This window comes from Vibrio sp. J1-1, assembly GCF_021728395.1.
Classification (GTDB): domain Bacteria; phylum Pseudomonadota; class Gammaproteobacteria; order Enterobacterales; family Vibrionaceae; genus Vibrio.
Window position 1 is genome coordinate 83,829 of record NZ_JAKKCM010000014.1, and the last position, 23,739, is coordinate 107,567.

Genomic DNA, 23,739 nt, shown 5'->3' on the forward strand with positions numbered 1-23,739 from the left:
ACAGGCTTGTTTTCCATGTGTTACTTTTTTAGAAGAAAGAACAAACTGTGAAGCAGATTTAGATAATAAGGTTTAGCTTGAATTTCTCAGCCAGAAAAGCGCGGTTCAATATCGTGATGAATACAATGATCACTATACAATCATTCCTATGCCAAGTAACATGTGTCTCAGTAACTATTTCGGTAAATTTATTGCTTTCACTGCGCACCTTTTTACGTTCACTCTCATTAAAAGTAAGAGTTTTAAAAAGGGCCGAAACATCCAATAAGTTTATTAAAAGCAATCAGATAGAAAATCAAGATGTTTCAAGATAACCCGCTATTAGCCCAACTTAAGCAGCAAATCCAAGAAAACCTTCCTAAAAAAGAAGGTTCAATCAAAGCAACCGATAAAGGCTTTGGTTTCCTTGAAGTGGACAGCAAAACCAGTTTCTTCATTCCACCTGCGTACATGAAAAAGTGCATTCACGGCGACAAAGTGGTCGCTATTATTCGCACAGAGAATGAACGTGAAGTGGCAGAACCACAAGAGCTGCTAGAACAGTCACTTACGCGCTTTATTGGCCGCGTAAAAATGTTCAAAGGTAAGCTAAATGTTGTCCCTGACCACCCACAACTAAAAAAGCTGTCTCTGAAAGCCAAACTAAAGAAAGGCCTAAAGCCAGATAACTTCAATGAAGGTGATTGGGTTGTCGCTCACCTAATTCGCCATCCTCTTAAAGGGGACAATACCTTCTTCGTGGAAATCTCTGAAAAAATCACGGATGCCGACGATAAGATCGCACCATGGTGGGTAACCTTGGCACAAAACGATCTTCCAAACTCTGAGCCTGCTGGTATTGAGAACTGGGAATTAAAAGACGACGCAGAATTAAACCGCGTTGATTTAACTCACGTACCTTTCGTGACTATCGATGGCGAATCCACCAAAGATATGGACGATGCGCTGCACGCGAAGAAAACTGAGTCTGGTGATTTTGAACTGACCATCGCAATTGCCGACCCTACCGCGTACATTACTCCAGAAGATGAAATGGACAAAGTGGCTCGTGAGCGTGGCTACACCATCTACTTGCCTGGCCGTAACATCCCAATGTTACCTCGCGATCTTGCTGATGACCTATGTTCTCTGATTGAAGGTGAAACTCGCCCTGCTCTTTGCTGTACCGTAAGCGTGAGCAAAGAAGGTGTGATTGGTGACGACATCAACTTCTTTGCCGCTAACATAAAATCTCACGCTCGTCTCGCGTATGACCACGTATCTGATTGGCTAGAAAATGGCAGCTCAGATAAATGGCAACCATCAGAAGATATCGCAACTATCGTACGAAATCTTTACGACTTCTCTCTTGCTCGTGCCGACTGGCGTGAAAAGAATGCTGTGGTATTCCCAGATCGTCCGGACTACCGTTTCGAACTGAGCGAAGACAATGACGTTATCGCCATTCATGCAGATATGCGCCGCAGTGCAAACCGTCTTGTAGAAGAGTCGATGATCACAGCGAATATCTGTGCTGGTCGCACTCTACGCGATAAGTTTGAAACTGGTGTGTTTAATACTCACTCTGGCTTAAAAGCTGAAAAGATTGAAGAAGTGGTTCAACTCATTGACCCTGAAGGTGTACATGGCTTTACGGCAGACTCAATAGCAACACTAGAAGGCTTTGCAGCATTGCGTCGTTGGTTATCTACTCAGGAAACTTCATACTTGGATAACCGCATTCGCAAGTTCCAAGCGTACAGTGAAGTTGGTAATCAGCCACTTCCTCACTATGCTATGGGTCTAGATATTTACGCAACTTGGACATCACCAATTCGTAAATACGGCGATATGATCAACCACCGTATGCTAAAAGCGGTGATTCTGGACAAAGAGCCGGTTCAAAAGCCTGATGACCAAGTTGGTGAAGAACTGGCATTGCACCGTAAGCACCACAAGATCGCGGAACGCAATGTATCAGATTGGCTTTACGCTCGTACTCTTGCTGAGGAGCCAAGCAAGCAAACTCGTTACACCGGTGAGATTTTCGATATTAATCGTGCTGGTGCGCGTGTTCGCCTGATTGAAAACGGCGCAGCAGCGTTTATTCCTGGCTCACTGATTGTTGACAATAAAGAACGCATTGAGTGCAGCGGTGACAACGGTACTATCTCTATCGATAAAGAAGTTGTGTACAAACTAGGCGATACGCTAGAAGTTGTCTTGGCCGATGTGAACCAGGAAAACCGCAGTTTAGTTGCTAAACCAACGCAGGTGTTTGCTGAGCCGAAAAAGGTACAGATAGAACAGACGGTTAGTGAATAAAACTGAATAAACCGAAACGATAAAGGCGCTCTCAAAGCGCCTTTTTATTGTTCAACTTTAAAACTCTACTCCCAGAAACACGCCTGAGGGTCGCTTTCTAGTTCACCCAGTAACACCTCGAGGGACTGGCTGTATGGCAAAGTTTCATAAGGGACCCACTTCAAATCACCAGTTCGATAGCTCGGCACATAAAAACGCCAAAGTTGCGTTTTTACATCAAACAAAATCTTTGCTACTGGAGACGTATATTCACTATGCTGTGAATCTAGCAGGAAATGTGCACGATGAAGCTCCACGCCATTTTCTATAGGCTCATACAAGCACTTGCCTTGCTCTACGGGTAAATTCGCATTACGAGCAGAACAGAGTGAATGAACTAACTTGTATAAACGGCTGGTTGCCATTTGCGACACTGACATGAAAGATCTCCTGATAGGTAGTTCTTAGTATACACCTTACCCCAGCGAAAAGAGGCACTCTTAGCCCATTTGTTTGTTCACTTGCGAGTGATGTTCGCAAAAATAAATCTGACTTAAAAGAAGGTATTTCCCTCCTTTTGGACTGGTCAATTCACAAAAATGTAACTTCAACGAAATATCATATGCGCTGCTTGATACCATTTTTTGGAGTTTAATATGTTACGTTTTACTGTGGTGACTCTGCTAGCCATGGCCATCGCTCTTCCTTCCGCAATGGCGAAAGAGGTGAATATCTCTGGTTCTACTTCCGTTGCACGTATTATGGATGTTCTTGCCGAGAAATATAATAAAACGCACCCTGATAACTATATCGCAGTCCAAGGCATTGGCTCGAGTGCAGGCATTACCATGGTGAACAAAGGTGTGGTTAAAATTGGGATGAGCTCCCGATACCTGACAGAAAGCGAAAAAGGAGAAGACCTAAACGTTGTACCAATCGCTTATGATGGTTTGGCAATCGTGGTAAACCGTGCAAACTCTATAGAAAACCTCTCTCAGCAGCAACTATTTGATATTTATAAAGGCAAAGTTAAAAACTGGAAAGAAGTCGGTGGTGACGATCAACCTATCGCTGTTGTGACTCGTGAAGCGTCATCAGGCTCACGTTTCAGTTTTGAAAGTCTTTTGGGTCTTACCAAAATCGTCAATGACCGTTTGGTCTCTGATATCAGCCCAAATAACCTGGTAGTAAACAGCAACAGCATGGTGAAAACGATCGTAAACCATAACACACGTGCTATTGGTTTTATCTCTGTGGGCTCAGTTGACCGCTCTGTAAAACCTATCCTGTTTGAAGGAGTTGAGCCTACCTCTGAAAATATAGCGAACCACAAATACACATTGGCACGACCTTTTTTAGTTCTGTATAAAGTGGACGCACTGGACAAGGCAGGTAAAGACTTCGTAGCATTTCTGAAATCAGATCAAGGCCAACAAGCCGTGGCTGAATACGGCTACACGCCAGTGAAAAAGTTTGACCAATAAATAAAAAGAGAGCATATCGATGCTCTCTTTTTTTGTTCTTTCCGTCGTTTAGAAATGCAGTTGGATAACTGAAACGACAACGGCCCCTGGGCGACGTATACCTTCAATTTCGACTTTGATCTCACGCTCAATCTCAAGACCTTTCTTGATTGGAGTAACTTTAGTCAGCGTACTCACAGCGCGAACGTTGTTGCCCGCTTTTACTGGATAAGGGAAACGAACTTGGTTCAGCCCTAGATTGACAACTAACTTCGCCGTCGGGAACAATGGCTTGTCGGGATCAACCGAATCTGTCAGCTTTGGTAATAACGCCAAAGTTAGGAACCCATGAGCGATGGTCGTCTTAAACGGTGACTCTGCTGATGCACGTTCAGGATCAGTATGAATCCACTGCATATCTTCAGTTACTGCACCGAACTGATTAATGCGATCTTGAGACACGTGAACCCAATCACCAACGTGAATGACTTCACCAATTTTCCCACCGAGCTCTTGGTACACCTTTTGAGCTTCCGGTGCCATGACGATTGGTTCTGGCTGAGGCGCAACTTCTTCGTTAATCGCAGGTTGCTGGTGATCGCGCACTTTTGAGAATAGGAAACTATGCTGAGCTTTATCCAAAAAGTCACTCCAATAGTCGCGTAGCGTTGGAGACATCCAATTCATAAACTCGGATTGATGTGCAGAAATCGCATCAACTTTGTCTTTAAATAGATTTGTGACCTTCATAAACACCCTTAGAAATTTAAGCACAACTGGCTATACCAGTTAATTTTGAATTAGTTCACAAATTGATGCAAACACTTTCGGGCGAACACATGTATACTCAAAGGTGATTATCTCTTTATTTTCATAACGATATCAATAAAACACCATTTTATTGATAAGCCACAAGATAAAGTAAAAGCTCTATAAAATGCCCTACTTAAATAGATATTTCTATATCACGACCTATCACAGCATAGATCTATGATTACAAAACGACCAAACAGTTCTTTTTCGTTAGTTCAACGCTTTACAAGCTTTCTCACTGTCACTATTATACGACCCACACGGAGAGATGGCTGAGTGGTTGAAAGCACCGGTCTTGAAAACCGGCATACGTTAATAGCGTATCTAGGGTTCAAATCCCTATCTCTCCGCCACATTTAGAAAGCCTGTTGAGAAATCAACGGGCTTTCGTCGTTTTAGCATAGGGGAAATTTAACGGGATTTCTAAATCCCTAGTTGAACGTAACCCCCGGCACTCCGCTACATTTAGTAAAAAGGCCGCTAAGAAATTAGCGGCCTTTTTCGCTTCTATGTCACGTCCTGAAGATGAACGCTAAGCCTCAGAATTGCTGATCAATCGCCATATTCCTGAATTGGCCGAACGTAGTATTGCTCTTGGTAACCTCATAGCAACGAAATGTTTGATTCGTCACCGGGAACGAAAAATTGTATGTTGCTCTTCGGTAAAAACAAAAAAGGTGGGCATGTAGCCCACCAAAAACGCTATCTAAAATTCGAACTGATACACGGTTCGATGCTGATAGCAACCCCCAAAACTCAACCCCCTTTTGTTGAGTCCCCATTCTGGTTTGTTTGGTCCATCAGGAAAGTATTGGGTTTCCAATGCAAGGCCGTCATAAAGCGCGTAGGTTTTGCTGGCACCCGGCACGCCTGCTAAAAAATTTCCTGAATAGAACTGGATAGCTGGTTTAGTGGTTTTGACCTTCATCACCACATCTTCTTTCGGTGCAGTCAGAACCGCAGCGACAGACACTCCATCAGACACTTCAGGCTTGAGTACAAAGGCGTGATCATAGCCACCAGCGGTTTTCTGATCCTGCTCGGTAAGAAATGCTTGGCCAATAGGTTTTGGCTCAGTGAAATCAAAACTGGTACCTAAGACAGGCTTTTGTTCGCCCGTAGGAATTAACCCCGTATCCGTTGGCAAGTAATGCTCTGCAATAAGCTGCAAGGTATGATCCATACTGTTCACGTTACTCGCCTCACCCGCTAAATTAAAGTAAGCGTGGTTGGTTAAGTTCACCGGCGTTGTTTTATCGGTATTCGCTTCATAGGAAATAACGAGCTCATTCTCGTCGGTTAGCGTGTATGTAACTCTGACATCTAGATTGCCTGGATAACCTTGGTCACCATCAGGCGAGTGGAGTGTAAGGGTGACTTCTTGAGTGCTTTGCTCGACAATCTTCCAACGGCGTTTATCGTACCCATCCAAGCCTCCGTGGAGCGAGTTTTCACCGTTATTAACGCTAAGTTGATAATGCTCTCCATCGATCTCAAATTGACCTTTTGCAATGCGGTTGGCAAAACGACCGACTATGGCACCAAAGTAAGCGTCTTGCTTCATGTGCTCAGCCATATTGGGTGAGTGCAATAGCACTTCTCTTTGTTCATCATCTAACGGCAGTGTGCAACTCAACCACGTCGCGCCAATATCCATGAACGATGCTGTCATACCACTCGCATTAGTAAGGTGGATCAATTTCGCGACTTGACCGTCAAACGATGGCGTTTGCATCATCGCATGTTCTAGTTGTTCAAAATATGCCTTCATCACTTGCCTTTACAACACTTCGACCAGACCAGCGCCATCTTTGGCTTTGCAAACATAAATCGACTCTTTTAAACCTGTCGCTGCTTGGTATTTTGCTTCTACCGTCGCTTTCACTTCATCTACCAATGCAGGTGGAACAAGAGCGACAATACAACCACCGAAGCCGCCACCAGTCATGCGCACGCCACCTTGACCATCAATCACTTCTTTCACCATCTCAACTAGGATGTCGATCTCTTTGACGGTAATTTCGAAATCATCACGCATTGATGCATGTGACTGAGCCATCAGCTCACTCATACGTTTAATATCATGCGAACGTAGCGCTTTTGCTGCTTCAACTGTGCGTTCGTTTTCAGTGATCACGTGACGAGCTCGTTTTGCCACCATTTCATCCAGCTCAGAAACTTTCTCGTTGAACTGCTCAATAGTTACATCGCGCAGCGCTTTAACGCCAAAGATGCGCGCCGCTTCTTCGCACTGTGCGCGACGAGTGTTGTATTCGCTGTCTACCAAGCCACGTTTTTTGTTCGAGTTGATGATCACTACTGCCATGTCCTCAGGCATAGACACCGCTTCTGTTTCCAGGCTACGACAGTCCAATAACATGGCGTGATTTTCACGACCTTCTGCCGAAATCATTTGATCCATGATGCCGCAGTTACAACCAACGAATTCGTTTTCTGCTTGCTGGCCATTTAGTGCGACTTCCGGTTGGCTGATTTCTAGGTTGAATAGTACCTTAAACGTTTGACCAATCACGACTTCAAGTGCCGCTGAGGAGCTCAACCCTGCACCTTGAGGGACATTGCCGCTCACAGAGATATCAGCACCTGAAAACTGGTAACCACGCGCAAGTAGACACTTCACGACACCACGAATGTAATTCGCCCACATCTTGTCTTCTTGGAATGTGATTTCTTGAGTGATATCGAATTCATCGACCGCGTTGCCATAGTCAACCGATATCACGCGTACTAAGTTGTCTTCACGTTTTGCTGCCGCAACAACCGTTTGATAGTTGATCGCGCATGGCAGTACAAAGCCATCGTTGTAGTCGGTGTGTTCACCAATCAGGTTTACACGACCAGGCGCTTGGATAATGTGGCTTGGAGCATAGCCCAGCACTTTCTCAAAAGACGCTTTCACATTTTGGATTAAATCAGACATAGGGGCGTTCTCTTAAATTTTGAAATTAATGTTGGGATAGCGCTTTGAGCCTAACTTTTATTTGTAAAGTCGCGCTATCCCATTATTCGTTATCAGCCTAACTTGAAGGCTTACTGTTCTTTGTAGTGCAAGTCACTTAGATCACGCAGACGCTGTGCCGCTTGCTCTGCGGTTAAGTCACGTTGACTTTCAGCCAGCATTTCGTAGCCCACCATAAACTTACGAACTGTCGCGCTACGTAGTAGTGGCGGGTAGAACAGTGCGTGAAGCTGCCAATGGTCGATGTTTGTGCCTTGTTCAAAGAACGGCGCGTAGTGCCAGCCCATTGAGTAAGGGAAAGAACATTGGAATAGATTGTCATAACGGCTGGTCAGCTTTTTGATAGCAACAGCAAGATCGTCACGCTGCTCATTACTTAACTCGCTCATACGGCGGATGTGTGTTTTTGGTAATAGCATGGTTTCGAATGGCCACGCCGCCCAATAAGGGACAACCGCAACCCAATGTTCGGTTTCTACCACGATGCGGGAGCCGTCTTTCATCTCTTCCTGCACATAATCCACCAGCAGGTTAGTGCCATTTTCTTGGTAGTAAGCTTTTAGGTTCTGCTCTTTGCGTTCAATCTCGTTTGGTAAGAAGCTGTTCGCCCAAATTTGACCGTGTGGATGCGGTTGAGAACAGCCCATAGTTTCACCCTTGTTCTCAAATGCTTGAACCCAAACGTACTCTTTGCCTAGCTCTTCAATTTGCTCGTTCCACGTGTCAATCACACCACGGATTTTGTCCACGGGTAGTTCAGGTAGGGTTTTGCTGTGGTCTGGAGAGAAACAAATCACTCGGCTCAAACCGCGCACACCTTGGGTTTTAAATAGTGAGCTTTCTGATTCTGGCGCATCTGGTGAATCCACCATCAGAGCAGCAAAATCATTATTGAACACGTACGTACCTTGATAATCTGGGTTAACATCGCCAGAAATACGCTCATTTGTCGGGCACAGGAAGCAGTTCTCATCGTAGCTTGGTAGCTCATCGATCGCAGCTTTCTCATCCGCGCCACTCCAAGGACGTTTTGCACGATGTGGTGAAACTAAAATCCATTGACCCGTTAGTGGGTTGTAACGACGGTGTGGATGATCCACTGGGTTAAATTCAACGTTCGACATTTTACTTACTCAACTTAATATTCTTGCTAGTCCGACGCGCTGCACCGGATTTAAATTAGTAACCTTGTGGGTTCTTAGATTGCCAACTCCAAGTATCGGCAGTCATTTCAGAAATGCTGCGAATTGCTTTCCAACCCAGCTCTCGCTCTGCCTTATCTGTGCTCGCCCAACATTCCGCAATATCACCCGGACGACGTGGGCATAGCTCGTAAGGTACAGGTTTACCGCAAGCAGCACCGAAAGCTTCCAGCATTTCAATTACGCTAGAGCCTTTACCTGTACCTAGGTTGTAAATGTGCAACCCCTCTTTCTCACCCACTGATTTCAATGCCGCAATATGACCATCAGCCAAGTCCATTACGTGGACGTAATCACGCACCCCTGTACCGTCTGGCGTTTGGTAGTCGTTACCAAATACCGAGAGTTTTTCACGACGGCCAACCGCGACTTGTGCGATGAACGGCATCAAGTTGTTTGGAATACCTTGTGGGTCTTCGCCCATTGTGCCCGATGGATGCGCGCCAACAGGATTGAAGTAACGCAGCAAAGTGATGCTCCAATCCCTTTCTGCATTGAACAAATCACTCAAACACTCTTCCACCATGTATTTACTGCGCCCATATGGGTTTGTGGTTGCGCCTGTTGGTGAGTTTTCTGTAATCGGAACGATTTCTGGATCGCCGTAGACGGTTGCAGAAGAGCTGAATACGATGCTCTTCACACCCGCTTTACGCATACTGCGCGCCAACACCAATGAACCATTGACGTTGTTATCGTAATATTCCAATGGCTTGACGACTGACTCACCTACCGCTTTCAGGCCAGCAAAGTGGATCACCGCTTGAATGTCATGCTTAGCGAATACTGAGTCCAAAAATACTTCATCACGAATATCGCCTTGGTAGAACGCTGGCTGTTTTCCAGTTAGCGCTTCAATACGGCTCAATACTTCTGTTTTGGCATTACACAAGTTATCGACAATGATGGGCTCCATACCAGCCTCAATCATCTGAACGCATGTGTGACTACCGATGTAACCCATACCACCTGTGACAAGAACTTTCACTTTTGCTTCTCCACTGTTACTGCCTCCTGCTCGATATCGGGTCCGATGCTCACTGAACCAGTTTTAATCACATCCGATCGATACGCCCATTTCTTAGCTGTTTAAAAGTCTATCAATCAATACCGATTCAGATCCGTGATCAAACTCAAATTAGTGTAAACGTTTCCACTAATTTCTAAAAGATAACTGTTTAGTATTACAGAGGATGGGTGATAACTAGCCTATATAAGCATTCATAAATGTTCGACAAGTCTCAACTCGGAGGTAGTCACAAATTTAACTGACTTAAATTCGGAAAATACGCCAACAAGTGTAATCGTTACCACTAAAATGCAGTTCTCTTTGAATGAGTAATAACTCATCAGCGCACGAGAAATAGAAAAAGATCGGCATGAACAAGCGAGTCAGATAACTTTGACGACAAACGCAATTATGTATACTTTCAGCTCATTGTATAACTAAGCTAGAGAAGACATATCGATAACAAAGCGATGCGCTAAATCGCGAACAGCTGATTGCTTAAAGGCGTCGTTAATTTCGTTTATTCTCTATTGCTAATATATACACCTTATACATTTAGAGATCACAGTTCTTGCCCGATAGCCTTTTATCCTTGCTCGATAGTTGTTTAATGGATTTAGATTAAATGAGATGCCCCAATTTAAAAGTAAGTGAGAAGTAATGCAGGTAAAAACCCCGCAATCGAATCAGCGTAATACTTGTCCTGATCCCATCAGAATCGGTTTTATTCTCCAACCGCATTTTTCTCTTATGGCGTTTACTGCTGCGATGGATGCACTGATTACAGCGAATCTTGTGCATGAAACAGAGCTATTTCAAATCCAAACCTTTGGTATCGACTCACGTAAGGTATTGAGTGATATTGGGATCGATATAGCAACAGATGCAACAGTTGAGTCGTTAAACCTACACAAAAGAGGCTCACTAGATTGGCTGTTTGTTTGTGGAGGTTACCGTTGCAGTACGCAAGCATCACTGCCCCTTACGGAATGCCTGACTTCCGCCAACAATCAAAAGATCAATCTGGGAAGCATTTGGAATGGGACCATTGCGTTAGCACATGCGAATACTATTGAAGAAAATACCGCTTCAGCGGTGCATCCCAATAGCCATCAGTTTATTCATACGACTTTCCCAGCTCTGGAATTATCTCCTCATACTTATGAAGTCACGCCTAAGACTGCGAGTTGTGCAGGGCCAAACAGTGCGATGGAGATGATGCTGAGTATCATAGAGGTGAAGTTTGATAAAACGTTAGTGCGTGCTGTGCGAGAGATCTTAAGCTGCGATCAAGCATCCGAAGGAAGGCAGGCAATATTACACAGCCAAGCGAATAAGCCGTCAGTAGATACCCTTGCCCGCCCAGACGCACTGCAAGACGCGATAGCCCTGATGGAATCAAACATTGAGGAACCTTTGACGCCAGACGAGCTCGCGCGATTTTTATCGATGTCACGAAGACAGTTAGAACGGCTATTTCAAACTCATCTAGATATCTCGCCATCGAGGTATTATCTGAAGCTACGTCTGTTGGCGGCTCATAAAGAGCTGGAGAAGAATAAAGAACCGATCATTCAAATCGGCTTAAGCTGTGGATTTGTTAGCAGCAGTCACTTCAGCAACTGTTTTAAAGACTTCTTTGGTTACACACCGACTCAACTTCGTCAAAACATGAAGAACAAAAACTCAACGCATTCGACACGCTAACAAGCCAAGTTCCAATAAAAATAGGTGGTGCAATAAAAAAGAAGACACAGAGCCCGCTGTGTCTTCTTTGGCTTAGTAAGTGAGTGTCAACACCAAGGACGAGAGATAGAAAATATTAACACTCAATCACATTAACAGCTAAGCCACCTGTTGATGTTTCTTTATATTTGTCCTGCATATCCAGACCAGTATCGCGCATCGTTTTGATGACTTTATCCAGAGAGACAAAATGCTCTCCATCACCGCGCAGCGCCATTTGTGCAGCGTTAATCGCTTTCATTGCAGCAATCGCGTTACGCTCGATACACGGAACCTGAACGAGTCCACCCACCGGGTCACAAGTCAGTCCTAAGTTATGCTCTAATCCGATTTCTGCTGCGTTTTCAATTTGTAGTGGCGTTCCCCCTAGAACGGCACAAACACCCGCAGCGGCCATCGCACAAGCAGAGCCAACTTCACCTTGGCAACCCACTTCCGCGCCAGAGATAGACGCATTCTTCTTACATAGAATACCTATCGCTGCTGCAGTTAAAAGAAAATCGACCACTTGCTCGTCTGAACAGTTCGGCGTGAACTCTTTGAAGTACATTAATACTGCTGGAATGATACCCGCCGCACCGTTTGTCGGTGCCGTCACCATTCGACCACCTGCTGCGTTTTCTTCGTTAACCGCTAACGCGTATAAATTTACCCAATCCATACCGCTTAGTGTGGAGCTGATAACATTCGGGTTCTCGCAATAGACCAGCGCATCAAATAGTTTCTTTGCACGGCGTTTAACATTTAGCCCGCCAGGTAACACGCCTTCAGCACTAAGGCCGTTAGAAATACAAGATTTCATCGCGTACCAGAGGCTGAGCAAACCGTCTCGAATCTCCTGCTCTGAGCGCCAAACTTTTTCATTTTCCAGCATCAGTTCACTGATACTGAGTTTGTGTTTTTGGCATAGCTTTAGGAGTTCTTCACCGCTATTAAAATCATAAGGAAGCGCGACAGAATCCGTTGCAGAAGTCTCAGACAGCGCTTCTTTCTTATCTAAAATGAAGCCACCGCCCACTGAAAAATAGACGTTTTGGTACAATGTATGACCAGATTGGTCGATGGCTATGATTTCCATTGCGTTCGGGTGGTAAGGGTGCACTTCACTTAAGAACTTCATGTCGTTTGGCCAGTCAAAAGGGACTAACTTTTTACGCTTTAGCCATAAGTCTCCGCCTTGCTTTAGCTCCTGTGTGATGACGGGGATCGTTGCCGTATCAACGGTATCCGGCAGTTCACCCATCAGGCCAACGACGATGGCGGAATCCGTGCCATGGCCAACACCAGTCGCACTCAAAGAACCCATTAACTTAACCACAATTCGCTGAGTCGCTTCTAAGAAATTTAATTCATCTAACTCATTGGCAAATCGATTGGCGGCGACCATGGGTCCAACGGTATGGGAGCTTGATGGTCCAACGCCAATTTTAAACAAATCAAAAACACTGATAGACATCCCTTGCTACTCCTATCAATGGCTTAAAATAATAGTGCGAGAACCGGATAAAAATACCCGCTTTTCAACATGATGTTTTACGGCATTAAACAAAGTGATTCGTTCAACATCCTGACCTTTAGCAATCAAGTCTTCTGGGTAGTGAGCGTGCCCTACTTCCTGAAGGCCTTGAGAGATGATTGGACCTTCGTCCAAGTCGTTGTTTACGTAGTGAGCCGTTGCGCCAACCATCTTCACGCCTTTTTCCCATGCCTGATGGTACGGACGTGCGCCTTTAAAGCCTGGTAACAGGGAGTGATGGATATTGATTGCGCGTCCGTTTAAGCGTTCACATAGCCAAGGAGAGAGAATTTGCATGTAGCGCGCCAGTACAACCAGTTCGATGTCGTATTCATCTAACAAGCGAACAATTTCAGCTTCCTGCTCTGGCTTGGTTTCTGGGGTAATAGGCAAATGGTGGTAAGGAATACCGTGCCACTTGGCTAGGTTTTCCAAATCAGGATGGTTAGAGATGATAACTGGTACTTCAACGTTCAACTGACCGGTACGGTAGCGATAAAGCAAATCGTTTAGACAGTGATCATATTTTGAGACCAGGATAGCCATGCGCATGCGATGGCCAGACGCGGTAAGATTCCACTCCATCGAGAAATCTTTCGCTCTTACACTAAACTCTGAGTCAAACTGCTGCGGATCAAAATCTGGTTCTGCTGGAATAAACTCAATACGAATAAAAAACTGCCCTGTAGCCCTGTCATCAAAAGACTGGATTTCATTGATGTAATGTCCAACGCTCGCCAAGTAACGCGTAACGACGTCAACAGTGCCACTTACACTTGGGCAATGTGCGGTAAGAATCCAAGTTTGTGTTGAATTTTCCATAGTTCCCTCTACTCATGGTATAGCCGGTACATCCCGTACCGGCTTGATTACGACTTAGCTAGCTCTTTACTTAGCGATCGACAGACCAAACTCTAGGCTTGCATCTTGAATCCACAACCATAGGTAGTCAGAGAAGCTACGGCGAACAACCAACTCGAACTTATCTTCTTCAAGGCGACGAATAATAGCGCCACTTTTCGCAAATACCGTTGACACAACTTTGCCAACTGGGAATTCCTTCAAGTGAATATCAATCGGCGTCGATTTTTTTAGAACATCAACAGCATGAGTACCAGAAAGCTCAAGAATCGTTGAACCGCCGCTACCGTTAACCAGCGAGTAGTGACCTTTCATCTGCTCACGAAACGCAGATTCCACATCAAATGCTGTCAGTCCAGGAACCGTTATCAACCATTCATCCGGCGCTAACCAACGAGCGGTAAAATCGCCTTTCGACGTGGATGTCAACGGCTCAAGTGGTAATGAGAAGCCAAGAATTGAAGACACTGTTTTTAGCATTTCTTCATTTTCTGGGTTGCATCGTAACGTTAGATGCCCCATCAACTTCACTTCTTTAAGAACCACACCTTGTCGGTCTGGCGGCATACTTGCCAATTTATCGAACTCTGCGTGATGCAAAGGAGATTCACCGAAAATTTCTCCACCAGGAACCTGGTTCATTAAGTCAAACAATGGTTGTTTGTTTTCTTGTTCAATCAATGTTGTATCAGACATTTTGGCGCTCTCCCTTTGGATCCAAAAATACAGTGCTGCAGATTTCAGCTTCAATCACGCTACCGTCTACTTGTGGGTAGTAAACCTTTTCGCCCATGCGGTCCAGACCACCTTTTACAAAGCCCATCGCGATACTGCGGTTCAGGTTTGCACTCCAGTAGCTAGAGGTAATATGCCCAACCATTGGAACAGGAATCGGCGCATTTGGATCAAGCACACCTTGTGAACCTTCAGGAATAACCACATTCGGGTCGATGGTTTTCAAGCCAACCAGTTGCTTACGGTTTTTTCTTACACAGTCTTCACGTGCCATGCCTCGTTTACCGATAAAGCTGAATGGCTTGCTGTTAGCCACACACCACCCCATGCCTAAATCGTAAGGGTGAACGCTTCCGTCTGTATCCTGACCTGCGATAATGAAACCTTTCTCTGCACGTAGAATGTGCATTGTTTCAGTACCGTAAGGCGTGATGTCGTATTTCGCACCGTGTTCCATCAACTTCTTCCAAACGTGTAGGCCGTAGTTCGCCTGTACGTTGATTTCGAATGACAGTTCACCAGTGAAAGAGATGCGGAAGATACGCGCTGGTACACCGGCAACCGTTGCTTGTTTCCAGTCCATGAACGCAAAGTTTTCTTTGCTTAGGTCACAGTCAGTTAACTCTTGCAGCAGTTTGCGGCTGTTTGGACCTGAAATCGTCGCCGTCGCCCAGTGATCAGTAACCGAAGTAAAGTACACTTCAAGTTCTGGCCATTCTGTTTGATGGTATAGCTCTAACCACTCAAGTACGTGTGCTGCACCACCAGTCGTCGTCGTCATCAAGAAGTGGTTTTCACCAAGACATGACGTAACACCATCGTCAAACACCATACCGTCTTCGCCACACATTAAGCCGTAGCGACACTTACCAATTGGCAGTTTTGCCCATGCATTACTGTAAATACGGCCTAAGAATTCACGCGCATCTTTACCTTGAATGTCGATCTTACCAAGTGTTGATGCGTCCAGAATACCGACTGAGTTACGTACTGCCAGACACTCACGGTCAAGAGCTTGTTGCATCGTCTCTGCTGGTTTTGGGAAATACCATGGGCGTTTCCAGTGACCAACATCTTCAAACAAAGCGCCATTGTCTAAGTGCCACTGATGCATTGCGGTGTAACGCTTAGGATCAAACAGCTCTTTACAGTTACGTCCCGCAATCGCACCAAAGGTAACCGGCGTGTAGTTTGGACGGAAAATCGTCGTACCTGTTTCTGGAATTGACTTGTTCAACGCGTTAGCGGCGATAGCCATACCATTAATGTTACCTAGCTTACCTTGGTCGGTACCAAAGCCCATCGCTGTATAACGTTTAACGTGCTCGATTGACTCAAAGCCTTCACGACATGCCAGTTCAATACCAGCCGCTGTTACGTCATTTTGGAAATCCACAAACTGTTTCGGCGCTTTCGATGTCTTTTTCGGATGCGGGATATGGAACAATGCCATTGGTTTCGCTACCGGTAACTCATTGGTTTTTGGTAGCGCAACATCCACTGCACTCAGGCCTAACTCTTGGATTGCTTTATTCCCAGCGTCAATACCTTCTTGCATTGCGCCTTTAGTGGTAAAGTTACCGTTGATCGCACCTGCAATCAGTTGCTTCTGCTTAGTTTCACCAGGAACAAAACCGATAACCTCTTCGTTCCACACAGGACGGCTGCCTGTATGACAAGAAAGGTGTACTGCCGGGCTATAGCCACCAGATGTAGCAATCGTATCAACTTGTATCGTCTCGCTTGAGCTTTCAACTTTCTTACCGCTCGCGTCGAGTTTGTTAATACGAACTCCAGTTACGCGCTTGCTTCCTAGAGCTTCAACAACCGCAGAACCTTTGATAACACGAATACCCGCTTTAATCACGCTCTGGATTATTGCACTATCCGCATTCGCTCGGGTATCAACAACGGCACTGACCTTACGACCCGCGCCATGCCAATCCAATGCTGTCTGGTAACCACTGTCATTCGTCGTCATAACGACAAGGCTTTGACCTGGTACCACTGAGTAGCGGTTGATGTATGTAGATACAGCGCTACAAAGCATGCTGCCTGGTAGATCGTTGTTACCAAATACAAGTGGACGCTCGTGCGAACCTGATGCCAACACTACCCATTTCGCGCGAACACGATGCAAACGCTGACGAGCAGTATGCTTAGGCGCTAAATCAGTCAGGTGATCTGTACAACGCTCGTGGATAGTTAAGAAGTTATGGTCATGGTAGCCGTTCACCGTTGAACGCGGTAGTAACTTCACTTCTGGGCAAGCTTCCAGCTCCGCCAGAACCTCTTGCACCCACTGGGTCGCTGGTCGGCCATCTACTTGCTCTTTAGTGTTAAGCAGGTTGCCGCCCATCTCACTTTGTTCATCAGCCAGAATAACGCGAGCACCGCTGCGTGCTGCTGTTAATGCCGCCATTAATCCTGCAGGGCCTGCACCAACGACTAAAACGTCGCAGTGTTGGTTGATGTTTTCGTAACGGTCAGGATCGTTCTCTAATGGTGAACGACCTAGTCCCGCAGCGCTACGAATGTATTTTTCGTAGGTTTCCCACATTGATTTTGGGTACATGAATGTTTTGTAGTAAAAGCCTGGAGGCATCATGCCACCGCCGACTTTACCTAAAACGCCCATTACATCTTTATCAACATTCGGCCAGCCATTGGTTGACTGACAAACAAGACCATCGTAAAGCTCTTGCTGTGTTGCACGGATGTTTGGAACCTGTGTGGCTTCTGTCGCACCAAGTTGGAAGATTGCATTTGGCTCTTCTGCACCTGCCGCGATGATGCCGCGAGGACGACTGTATTTAAAACTACGACCTACAACATCAACACCATTTGCTAATAGTGCTGAAGCCAATGTGTCACCAGCATAACCTGGGTATGACTTACCATTGAATTCAAAAGTCACTGACTTGGACTGGTCAACTCGACTTTGTGATGAAATACGATTTACTTGTGTCATCCTTAACACTCCTTACTCTGCAGCCAGTGAAGGTTGCTCACCAATCTTGTAGACTTCTTTAATTTCATAAGTCTGCGTGTCGCGTGTCATGTTGAAAAACTTGCGACACCCCGCTGAGTGCACCCACATTTCGTGGTGAAGTCCTCTTGGATTCTTACGGAAGAATAGGTATTGGCCCCACTCTTCATCTGTGCAGCTGTCCGCATCGACTGGACGTGTAATGTGAGCCTGACCTTTTGGGTGGAACTCTTCTTCTTCGCGATACTCACAGCAGTGAGGGCAATAAATCAGAAACATAATTCTTCTCCTGTTAGTGCGCTACGCCCGCAGCACCGTGTTCGTCGATCAATGCACCATTGTTGAAGCGGAACATTGAGAAAGGTTCAGCAAGTTCATGCATTTCGCCTTTCGCCAAGCTGGCTGCAAATACATTGCCTGACCCAGGTGTTGCTTTAAATCCACCCGTACCCCAACCACAGTTGAAGAATAGGTTTTCAACCGGTGTTTTCGTGATGATTGGACAAGCGTCCGCTGTGGTATCAACAATGCCGCCCCACTGACGATTCATGCGCACACGGGAGAAGATTGGGAACATTTCAACAATCGCTTGAACAGTGTGTTCGATGGTTGAGTAAGAACCGCGCTGACCATAACCGTTGTAGCCATCGATACCTGCACCGATAACCAAGTCGCCTTTATCTGATTGGCTGACGTAACCGTGTACGTGGTTAGACATCACTACTGTATCCAGAATTGGTTTGATCGGTTCTGATACTAGTGCCTGCAATGGATGAGATTCTATAGGCATTTCGAAACCAGCCATTTTCGCTAGCACGCCTGAGTTACCTGCTACCACACAACCAACTTTGTCAGCCATGATGTTGCCGTAACGGTTCGTTTTCACACCAACAATCGCGCCATCTTCAATGATCATGTCGATCACTTCAGTTTGCTGAATTAGGTCAACACCCATGCTGTCTGCACCACGAGCAAAGCCCCATGCAACCGCATCGTGACGAGCTACGCCAGCGTTAGCCTGCCATGACGCACCAAGGATTGGGTAACGAGTGTTCGCAGAGCAATCCATGTGAGGTACAAGCTCTTTAACCTGTTGCGTATCAAGAACTTCACCCTGGATACCGTTCAGGCGGTTTGCTGCAACACGACGTTCGATGTCGCGCATGTCTTGCAGCGTGTGCCCTAGGTTGAGACAGCCACGACGAGAGAACATCACGTTATAGTTCAGGTCTTGTGACAAGCCGTCCCACAGTTTCAGTGAATGTTCATATAGAAATGCAGCTTCATCCCACAAATAGTTAGAACGAACGATGGTTGTATTACGTGCTGTATTACCGCCACCTAAATAACCTTTTTCAATGACAGCAACATTAGTAATACCATGTTGCTTTGCCAAGTAGTAAGCGGTCGCTAGACCATGGCCACCGCCACCAATAATAATTACGTCATACTTTTTCTTTGGCGTCGGATTGCGCCATACACTTTGCCAATTTTCGTGATGGGAAAGCGAGTGTTTAAGTAGACCAAAACCAGAATAATGCTGCATTTGTCTGTTCCTTCATTTCAGCTAAAGTCAATTACCGTTTTGATATCTATTGGTATGCTGGGAAATCACGACATAGTGACTGAACTTTGCTTCCTACCACTTCAATCGTACTTGCAAGCGCTTGCGGGTCATCAAGTACATCTAGAATGTCTGAGATCCAACCTGCCAGCAGTTCACACTCAGATTCTTTGAAGCCACGTGTTGTGATGACTGGTGTACCAATGCGCAGGCCTGAAGTAACGAACGGAGACTGTGGATCGTCCGGTACAGCATTTTTGTTTACGGTAATACCCGCCAAACCTAGCGCCGCGTCTGCCGCTTTACCTGTCAGTTTCTGACGGATTAGGCTCAATAGGAACAGGTGGTTATCTGTGCCGCCAGAGACAACGTCGAAACCGCGTTCGATAAATACTTTCGCCATCACTTGTGCGTTAGCGACAACTTGTTTTTGGTATTCAACAAACTCTGGTTCTAACGCCTCTTTAAACGCCACTGCTTTTGCAGCAATAACGTGCATTAGCGGGCCACCTTGACCACCTGGGAAAACTGCAGAGTTGATCTTTTTCTCTAGCTCAGCATCGCGAGAGACAATCAAACCACCACGTGGACCACGCAGAGTTTTGTGCGTTGTGGTTGTTACGACATCAGCGAAAGGAACAGGGTTTGGATAAACACCGGCTGCAACCAATCCCGCTACGTGAGCCATATCAACGAATAGGTAAGCGCCAACTTTGTCCGCGATATCACGGAAGCGTTGCCAATCAACGACGCGTGAGTATGCTGAGAACCCAGCAACGATCATTTTAGGCTTGTGCTCAAGAGCAAGTTGCTCAACTTGTTCGTAGTCGATTTCGCCGGTTTCAGCGTTTAGACCGTATTGAACAGCGTTATAAATTTTGCCTGAAAAGTTAACGTGTGAACCGTGAGTCAAGTGACCACCGTGAGCAAGGCTCATGCCCAATACTGTGTCACCTGGTTCACAAAGAGCCATGTACACGGCAGCGTTTGCTTGTGACCCTGAGTGTGGTTGTACGTTCGCGTATTCTGCACCGAACAGTTGCTTTGCACGTTCGATTGCCAATTCTTCTACTTCATCAACATACTTACAGCCACCGTAGTATCTTTTTGCCGGGTAACCCTCAGCGTATTTATTGGTTAGTTTACTACCTTGAGCTTGCATCACTCGTGGGCTGGTGTAGTTTTCAGAAGCAATCAGCTCGATGTGGTCTTCTTGTCTCTGTTCTTCTTTTACAATCGCCGACCATAGTTCACTGTCGTACGCTTCGATGTTTTGAGTAGTGTTAAACATATCTTCTCCTTGATACTGGAATCTCGCTTCCCTGTTTAGGCATCAGGTTTGCCGCACGACATTGAATTCAAAATCGTTACAATGAAAACCTAATCGACAACTCAATAGTAATTAATTCGTAATATAGCGCTTGCGTAAATACGACAAAATCTGCGGATTTGCGACATGATTTAATTTATTTTTAAATAAAAAAAGCAGAGCTTGCGCTCTGCCAAAATCCCGATAGAAATCAATAAGTCTTGTTATATACACCTCCTTGTCTACATCCCAAAAATCATTATTAATACATTTATTAACAATGATTTTTAGAGCACAACAATTCAGTTCTTAATTCAAATAAATGAGCGTTATAATTTCATTTATTGACACTTATTCTTTGAATTAAGTACTGAAGTTAAGGTTGTGAGTTTTTACTATTTGATTAGCATTCGATAACAACGTTTCCGTTAGGAACACTACAGCAAGAAAGAATGTAGCCATCTGCGACATCGTCATCGGTAATACCGCCGTTGTGGCTCATTTCTACATCACCACTGACTTTCTTAACCTTACATGTACCGCAAATACCCATACCACAAGCTTTTGGAATGGTAAGTCCTGCTTTGGCCGCGGCAGCATGGACTGTTTCACCCGGCGCGACCTGAACTTGCTTGTCGCTTTCAGTAAACATGACTTCGATTAGATCGCTTTCAGTCAATAGTTCCGCTTCTTCTGCTGCAATTTCAGCATCTTGAACCGCTTGTTCTTCTACGCCCGCAGGAGCCTCACCAAATGCTTCTTCATGGTAGTGCTCCATGTTGAAACCTAATTTGACAAGGATAGATTTTACCGCGCGCATGTATGGCGTCGGACCACAACAGAAAATCTCGCGTTCATGCAAATCTGGCGTGATCATCAATAGCTTGATGTCATCTAAATACCCACGGTATCCCGACCAGTTTTGCCCTGACTCCAAACGCTCACAAATTAGATGCAGGTGGAAGTTAGAGATGCGAGATGACATAAATTCAAGCTCACGATGGAAGATGATGTCTCGTGGCGTTCGAGCACTGTGCACGAAAGTAACATCGACGTCGCTATTGGTATCGTATATCCAGCGAGCCATAGACATTAGCGGCGTTACACCTACCCCACCAGATAGTAGAAGTACTTTCTCTGCAGGGAAGTCAATGCTGTTAAATGCCCCAACCGGTCCATGGACAGCTAATTCAGAGCCTTCTTCGAGATTGTCATGGATCCAGTTAGAAACAAATCCACCCGGAACACGCTTTACCGTGATCGAAAAGCTATAAGGGACCGACGGTGAACTCGAAATGGTGTAAGAGCGGAAAACTTGCTCCCCTTCTATCTCAAGCTCAAGCGTGACAAACTGACCAGGCTTAAAGAAAAACATGATCGGCTGTTCAGCCATAAAACAGAATGTTTTGGTGTCCCAAGTTTCTTGAATGGTTTTAACGCAACGAACTGCGTGACGACCGTTATCCCAAATTTGAGTTTCAACAGGTATAAAAGAGCCACTGGTGGCTAGTGAGTTCATTGGGGTATTCATATCCGGCTTCTCCGCAACGGTGTATTTGGTGGATTCCCTCCATGGGTTGTGCTTATTTTGGTTATTATTGACTATTCGAGTTATCCATTAACGACACGGAGTTATCCAAAACGGTCACGTAAGGGAAAATAGTTTATTGCGTGTCTTAAATAGGCTCACTCAATGTCGCATTTAGACCACTTCTTAACATGCCAATAATGGCAGGATATCTGCGAGCCAAACATTTACCCACTATTAGTAAGGCTGTTGGCCAAAAACGCATGGAAGCCCCCTAGTAGGGCGTATCGTCCACATTTTCTAGAAGAAGATAGACAATGACACAAAACGATATTCTCAACATCAGTTACTCGAGCTTAGAAGTAGCACGAGCAGAAATGAAAAAAATGCTCGAAGAGCGTCGTATTAATTATTCACTACCGCGTCCGTTATATAACGATCCACTTCTATTCAAAATTGATGTAGAAGAGATCTTTCAGAAGGAGTGGTTATTCGTTGGCATGACGAGTGAAATACCGTCAAAAGGCGACTACTTTACTGTAGAGATCGCGCAAAGCCCTGTCCTTATCGTCCGTGACGCTGATGGACAAGTTAACGCGTTCCACAATACGTGTCGTCACCGTGGTTCTCGTATTTGCTTAGAGCACAGAGGGAAAGTGGCCAATTTAGTTTGTCCATATCACCAGTGGACATACGATACGAAAGGTAACTTGCTATTCGCTGGCACTGAGATGGGCGATGAGTTTGATATGCAGAAGCACAAACTTAAACCTGTTCACTGCAAAACGGCGGGTGGCTTTATCTTTATCTGCCTTGGTGAACAGCCACCAGAATCAGATTTTGATGAGTTCCTAGCAACACTTGAAGAATACATGGAACCGTACGACGTTGAGAATACCAAGCTTGCCGTTGAGTCGAACATGTATGAAAAAGCGAACTGGAAACTTGTTCTAGAAAACAACCGTGAATGTTACCACTGTTCAGGTAGCCACCCAGAACTACTGAACACGCTTCTGGAGTGGGATGACACGAACGATCCACGTGCTCCAAAAGAGTTCTTAGATTACTACGAGCGTATGGCTGCGGAATGGGATGCAGAATCGATCCCGCACGAGCATAAAAAATACGGTCGAAGAAACCGTTTGGTGCGCATGCCTTTGAAAGAAGGTACGTCTGTAATGACCATCGATGGCTCGGCCAGTTCACAAAAACTGCTAGGCCGTATCAAGAATGACAAGTTGGGTTCTTTGCGTATTTTGCATCTACCTAACTCGTGGAACCACATGCAAAGCGATCACTTCATCGTTTTCCGCGTTCTGCCAATCTCAGCGCAAGAATCGATGGTAACGACCAAGTGGTTTGTTCACAAAGACGCGATTGAAGGTGTGGATTACGATCCAGAAAACCTACGTCGTGTTTGGGATGCAACAAACGAGCAGGACCGTCGACTTGGTGAAGAGAACCAACGTGGTATCAACTCGCTAAGCTACGAACCAGGGCCTTACTCTGAAACCTTTGAGTTTGGTGTCATTGATTTCGTCAACTGGTACGCAGAACGAATCCAGGAAAAGTTGTAATTAGCTTTGCTCCCTGACAAAAGCCTCATCCTACGATGCAACGTAGTTCACTTAAGCGGAGCTGCCTTGCGATTAACAGGATATCGGGTCTTTGATATTTTTACCGCCCTAGGCCTATTAGGCTTAGGGCGTTTGTCTATAAAAAGGATAGACAAGTCGCCACG

The 23,739-nt window shown here is 45.4% G+C and carries 18 protein-coding genes, 1 tRNA gene and 1 pseudogene; 6 read left to right on the forward strand and 14 right to left on the reverse strand.

The genetic code is table 11. From position 1 onward, the window contains the following. The first annotated feature begins 300 nt into the window (after positions 1–300). Positions 301–2,304, forward strand: a complete 2,004-nt coding sequence (gene rnb, locus L3V31_RS18820) for an exoribonuclease II (RefSeq protein WP_237318294.1) — start codon at positions 301–303, stop codon at positions 2,302–2,304. Positions 2,305–2,369: 65 nt separating this feature from the next. Here rnb and L3V31_RS18825 read toward each other — a convergent pair whose 3' ends face one another. Further along, the gene (locus tag L3V31_RS18825) at positions 2,370–2,723 is read right to left on the reverse strand and encodes a DUF3024 domain-containing protein (protein WP_237318295.1); all 354 of its coding nucleotides are present in this window, start codon (positions 2,721–2,723) and stop codon (positions 2,370–2,372) included. A gap of 216 nt (positions 2,724–2,939) precedes the next feature. On the opposite strand from L3V31_RS18825, the gene L3V31_RS18830 reads away from it, so the two are divergent. Further along, positions 2,940–3,767, forward strand: coding sequence for a phosphate ABC transporter substrate-binding protein (locus L3V31_RS18830; RefSeq protein WP_237318297.1), 828 nt, complete (start codon positions 2,940–2,942; stop codon positions 3,765–3,767). A gap of 48 nt (positions 3,768–3,815) precedes the next feature. On the opposite strand, the gene L3V31_RS18835 is transcribed toward L3V31_RS18830, so the two are convergent. After that, positions 3,816–4,496 carry a MaoC family dehydratase gene (locus L3V31_RS18835; RefSeq protein WP_237318299.1) on the reverse strand — a complete coding sequence of 227 codons (681 nt, stop codon included), beginning with the start codon at positions 4,494–4,496 and terminating at the stop codon, positions 3,816–3,818. Between the two features lie 325 nt (positions 4,497–4,821). On the opposite strand from L3V31_RS18835, the gene L3V31_RS18840 reads away from it, so the two are divergent. Both L3V31_RS18840 and L3V31_RS22100 read left to right on the forward strand, forming a co-directional pair. Beyond that, a tRNA-Ser gene (locus tag L3V31_RS18840) sits at positions 4,822–4,912 on the forward strand. Positions 4,913–5,104: 192 nt separating this feature from the next. Continuing rightward, a pseudogene (locus tag L3V31_RS22100) lies at positions 5,105–5,221 on the forward strand (DNA-binding transcriptional regulator GalS); the annotation flags it as partial. 44 nt (positions 5,222–5,265) lie between these two features. Here the strand turns inward: L3V31_RS22100 and galM are convergent. From galM to galE, 4 genes are all read right to left on the reverse strand, one after another. Next, on the reverse strand, positions 5,266–6,330 hold the full coding sequence (gene galM / locus L3V31_RS18845; protein WP_237318301.1) for a galactose-1-epimerase: 1,065 nt from the start codon (positions 6,328–6,330) through the stop codon (positions 5,266–5,268). 9 nt (positions 6,331–6,339) lie between these two features. Then, a complete protein-coding gene (gene galK, locus L3V31_RS18850; protein WP_237318303.1) occupies positions 6,340–7,500 on the reverse strand; it encodes a galactokinase in 1,161 nt (386 codons plus the stop codon). A gap of 110 nt (positions 7,501–7,610) precedes the next feature. Then, positions 7,611–8,663, reverse strand: coding sequence for a UDP-glucose--hexose-1-phosphate uridylyltransferase (locus L3V31_RS18855; protein WP_237318305.1), 1,053 nt, complete (start codon positions 8,661–8,663; stop codon positions 7,611–7,613). Between the two features lie 55 nt (positions 8,664–8,718). Then, a complete protein-coding gene (gene galE / locus L3V31_RS18860; RefSeq protein ID WP_237318307.1) occupies positions 8,719–9,729 on the reverse strand; it encodes a UDP-glucose 4-epimerase GalE in 1,011 nt (336 codons plus the stop codon). Positions 9,730–10,410: 681 nt separating this feature from the next. Between galE and L3V31_RS18865 the strand changes: the two genes are divergently transcribed. Then, on the forward strand, positions 10,411–11,457 hold the full coding sequence (locus L3V31_RS18865) for a helix-turn-helix domain-containing protein (protein WP_237318309.1): 1,047 nt from the start codon (positions 10,411–10,413) through the stop codon (positions 11,455–11,457). 115 nt (positions 11,458–11,572) lie between these two features. On the opposite strand, the gene L3V31_RS18870 is transcribed toward L3V31_RS18865, so the two are convergent. The 8 genes from L3V31_RS18870 to L3V31_RS18905 all read right to left on the reverse strand — a co-directional run bounded on the left by L3V31_RS18870 (position 11,573) and on the right by L3V31_RS18905 (position 22,001). Next, positions 11,573–12,952, reverse strand: coding sequence for an L-serine ammonia-lyase (locus L3V31_RS18870; protein ID WP_237318310.1), 1,380 nt, complete (start codon positions 12,950–12,952; stop codon positions 11,573–11,575). A gap of 15 nt (positions 12,953–12,967) precedes the next feature. Continuing rightward, the gene (purU, locus tag L3V31_RS18875) at positions 12,968–13,834 is read right to left on the reverse strand and encodes a formyltetrahydrofolate deformylase (RefSeq protein WP_237318312.1); all 867 of its coding nucleotides are present in this window, start codon (positions 13,832–13,834) and stop codon (positions 12,968–12,970) included. A 66-nt stretch (positions 13,835–13,900) separates the two neighbouring features. Then, the gene (locus L3V31_RS18880) at positions 13,901–14,569 is read right to left on the reverse strand and encodes a sarcosine oxidase subunit gamma family protein (RefSeq protein ID WP_237318314.1); all 669 of its coding nucleotides are present in this window, start codon (positions 14,567–14,569) and stop codon (positions 13,901–13,903) included. Next, positions 14,562–17,579: a sarcosine oxidase subunit alpha gene (locus L3V31_RS18885; RefSeq protein ID WP_237318316.1), complete on the reverse strand. Its 3,018-nt coding sequence runs from the start codon at positions 17,577–17,579 to the stop codon at positions 14,562–14,564. Before L3V31_RS18885 ends, L3V31_RS18880 begins: the two co-directional genes overlap by 8 nt. Before the next feature lie 12 nt (positions 17,580–17,591). Then, on the reverse strand, positions 17,592–17,876 hold the full coding sequence (locus L3V31_RS18890) for a sarcosine oxidase subunit delta (protein ID WP_014234561.1): 285 nt from the start codon (positions 17,874–17,876) through the stop codon (positions 17,592–17,594). Positions 17,877–17,889: 13 nt separating this feature from the next. Then, positions 17,890–19,143: a sarcosine oxidase subunit beta family protein gene (locus L3V31_RS18895; protein WP_237318318.1), complete on the reverse strand. Its 1,254-nt coding sequence runs from the start codon at positions 19,141–19,143 to the stop codon at positions 17,890–17,892. A gap of 46 nt (positions 19,144–19,189) precedes the next feature. Continuing rightward, positions 19,190–20,452 (reverse strand): serine hydroxymethyltransferase, encoded by a 1,263-nt coding sequence (gene glyA / locus L3V31_RS18900; protein ID WP_237318319.1) that lies wholly within the window; start codon positions 20,450–20,452, stop codon positions 19,190–19,192. 421 nt (positions 20,453–20,873) lie between these two features. Further along, positions 20,874–22,001, reverse strand: coding sequence for a hybrid-cluster NAD(P)-dependent oxidoreductase (locus L3V31_RS18905; protein WP_275949732.1), 1,128 nt, complete (start codon positions 21,999–22,001; stop codon positions 20,874–20,876). Positions 22,002–22,315: 314 nt separating this feature from the next. Here L3V31_RS18905 and L3V31_RS18910 point away from each other — a divergent pair, with 314 nt between their 5' ends. After that, a complete protein-coding gene (locus tag L3V31_RS18910) occupies positions 22,316–23,575 on the forward strand; it encodes an aromatic ring-hydroxylating dioxygenase subunit alpha (RefSeq protein WP_275949733.1) in 1,260 nt (419 codons plus the stop codon). Positions 23,576–23,739 lie beyond the last annotated feature (164 nt).

What these genes read in the sequence shown, in the direction of transcription:
- rnb (WP_237318294.1), top strand. Translation starts at nt 301, where the DNA reads ATGTTTCAAGATAACCCGCTATTAGCCCAACTTAAGCAGCAAATCCAA.
- L3V31_RS18825 (WP_237318295.1), bottom strand. Translation starts at nt 2,723, where the DNA reads ATGTCAGTGTCGCAAATGGCAACCAGCCGTTTATACAAGTTAGTTCAT.
- L3V31_RS18830 (WP_237318297.1), top strand. Translation starts at nt 2,940, where the DNA reads ATGTTACGTTTTACTGTGGTGACTCTGCTAGCCATGGCCATCGCTCTT.
- L3V31_RS18835 (WP_237318299.1), bottom strand. Translation starts at nt 4,496, where the DNA reads ATGAAGGTCACAAATCTATTTAAAGACAAAGTTGATGCGATTTCTGCA.
- galM (WP_237318301.1), bottom strand. Translation starts at nt 6,330, where the DNA reads ATGAAGGCATATTTTGAACAACTAGAACATGCGATGATGCAAACGCCA.
- galK (WP_237318303.1), bottom strand. Translation starts at nt 7,500, where the DNA reads ATGTCTGATTTAATCCAAAATGTGAAAGCGTCTTTTGAGAAAGTGCTG.
- L3V31_RS18855 (WP_237318305.1), bottom strand. Translation starts at nt 8,663, where the DNA reads ATGTCGAACGTTGAATTTAACCCAGTGGATCATCCACACCGTCGTTAC.
- L3V31_RS18865 (WP_237318309.1), top strand. Translation starts at nt 10,411, where the DNA reads ATGCAGGTAAAAACCCCGCAATCGAATCAGCGTAATACTTGTCCTGAT.
- L3V31_RS18870 (WP_237318310.1), bottom strand. Translation starts at nt 12,952, where the DNA reads ATGTCTATCAGTGTTTTTGATTTGTTTAAAATTGGCGTTGGACCATCA.
- purU (WP_237318312.1), bottom strand. Translation starts at nt 13,834, where the DNA reads ATGGAAAATTCAACACAAACTTGGATTCTTACCGCACATTGCCCAAGT.
- L3V31_RS18880 (WP_237318314.1), bottom strand. Translation starts at nt 14,569, where the DNA reads ATGTCTGATACAACATTGATTGAACAAGAAAACAAACAACCATTGTTT.
- L3V31_RS18885 (WP_237318316.1), bottom strand. Translation starts at nt 17,579, where the DNA reads ATGACACAAGTAAATCGTATTTCATCACAAAGTCGAGTTGACCAGTCC.
- L3V31_RS18890 (WP_014234561.1), bottom strand. Translation starts at nt 17,876, where the DNA reads ATGTTTCTGATTTATTGCCCTCACTGCTGTGAGTATCGCGAAGAAGAA.
- L3V31_RS18895 (WP_237318318.1), bottom strand. Translation starts at nt 19,143, where the DNA reads ATGCAGCATTATTCTGGTTTTGGTCTACTTAAACACTCGCTTTCCCAT.
- glyA (WP_237318319.1), bottom strand. Translation starts at nt 20,452, where the DNA reads ATGTTTAACACTACTCAAAACATCGAAGCGTACGACAGTGAACTATGG.
- L3V31_RS18905 (WP_275949732.1), bottom strand. Translation starts at nt 22,001, where the DNA reads ATGAATACCCCAATGAACTCACTAGCCACCAGTGGCTCTTTTATACCT.
- L3V31_RS18910 (WP_275949733.1), top strand. Translation starts at nt 22,316, where the DNA reads ATGACACAAAACGATATTCTCAACATCAGTTACTCGAGCTTAGAAGTA.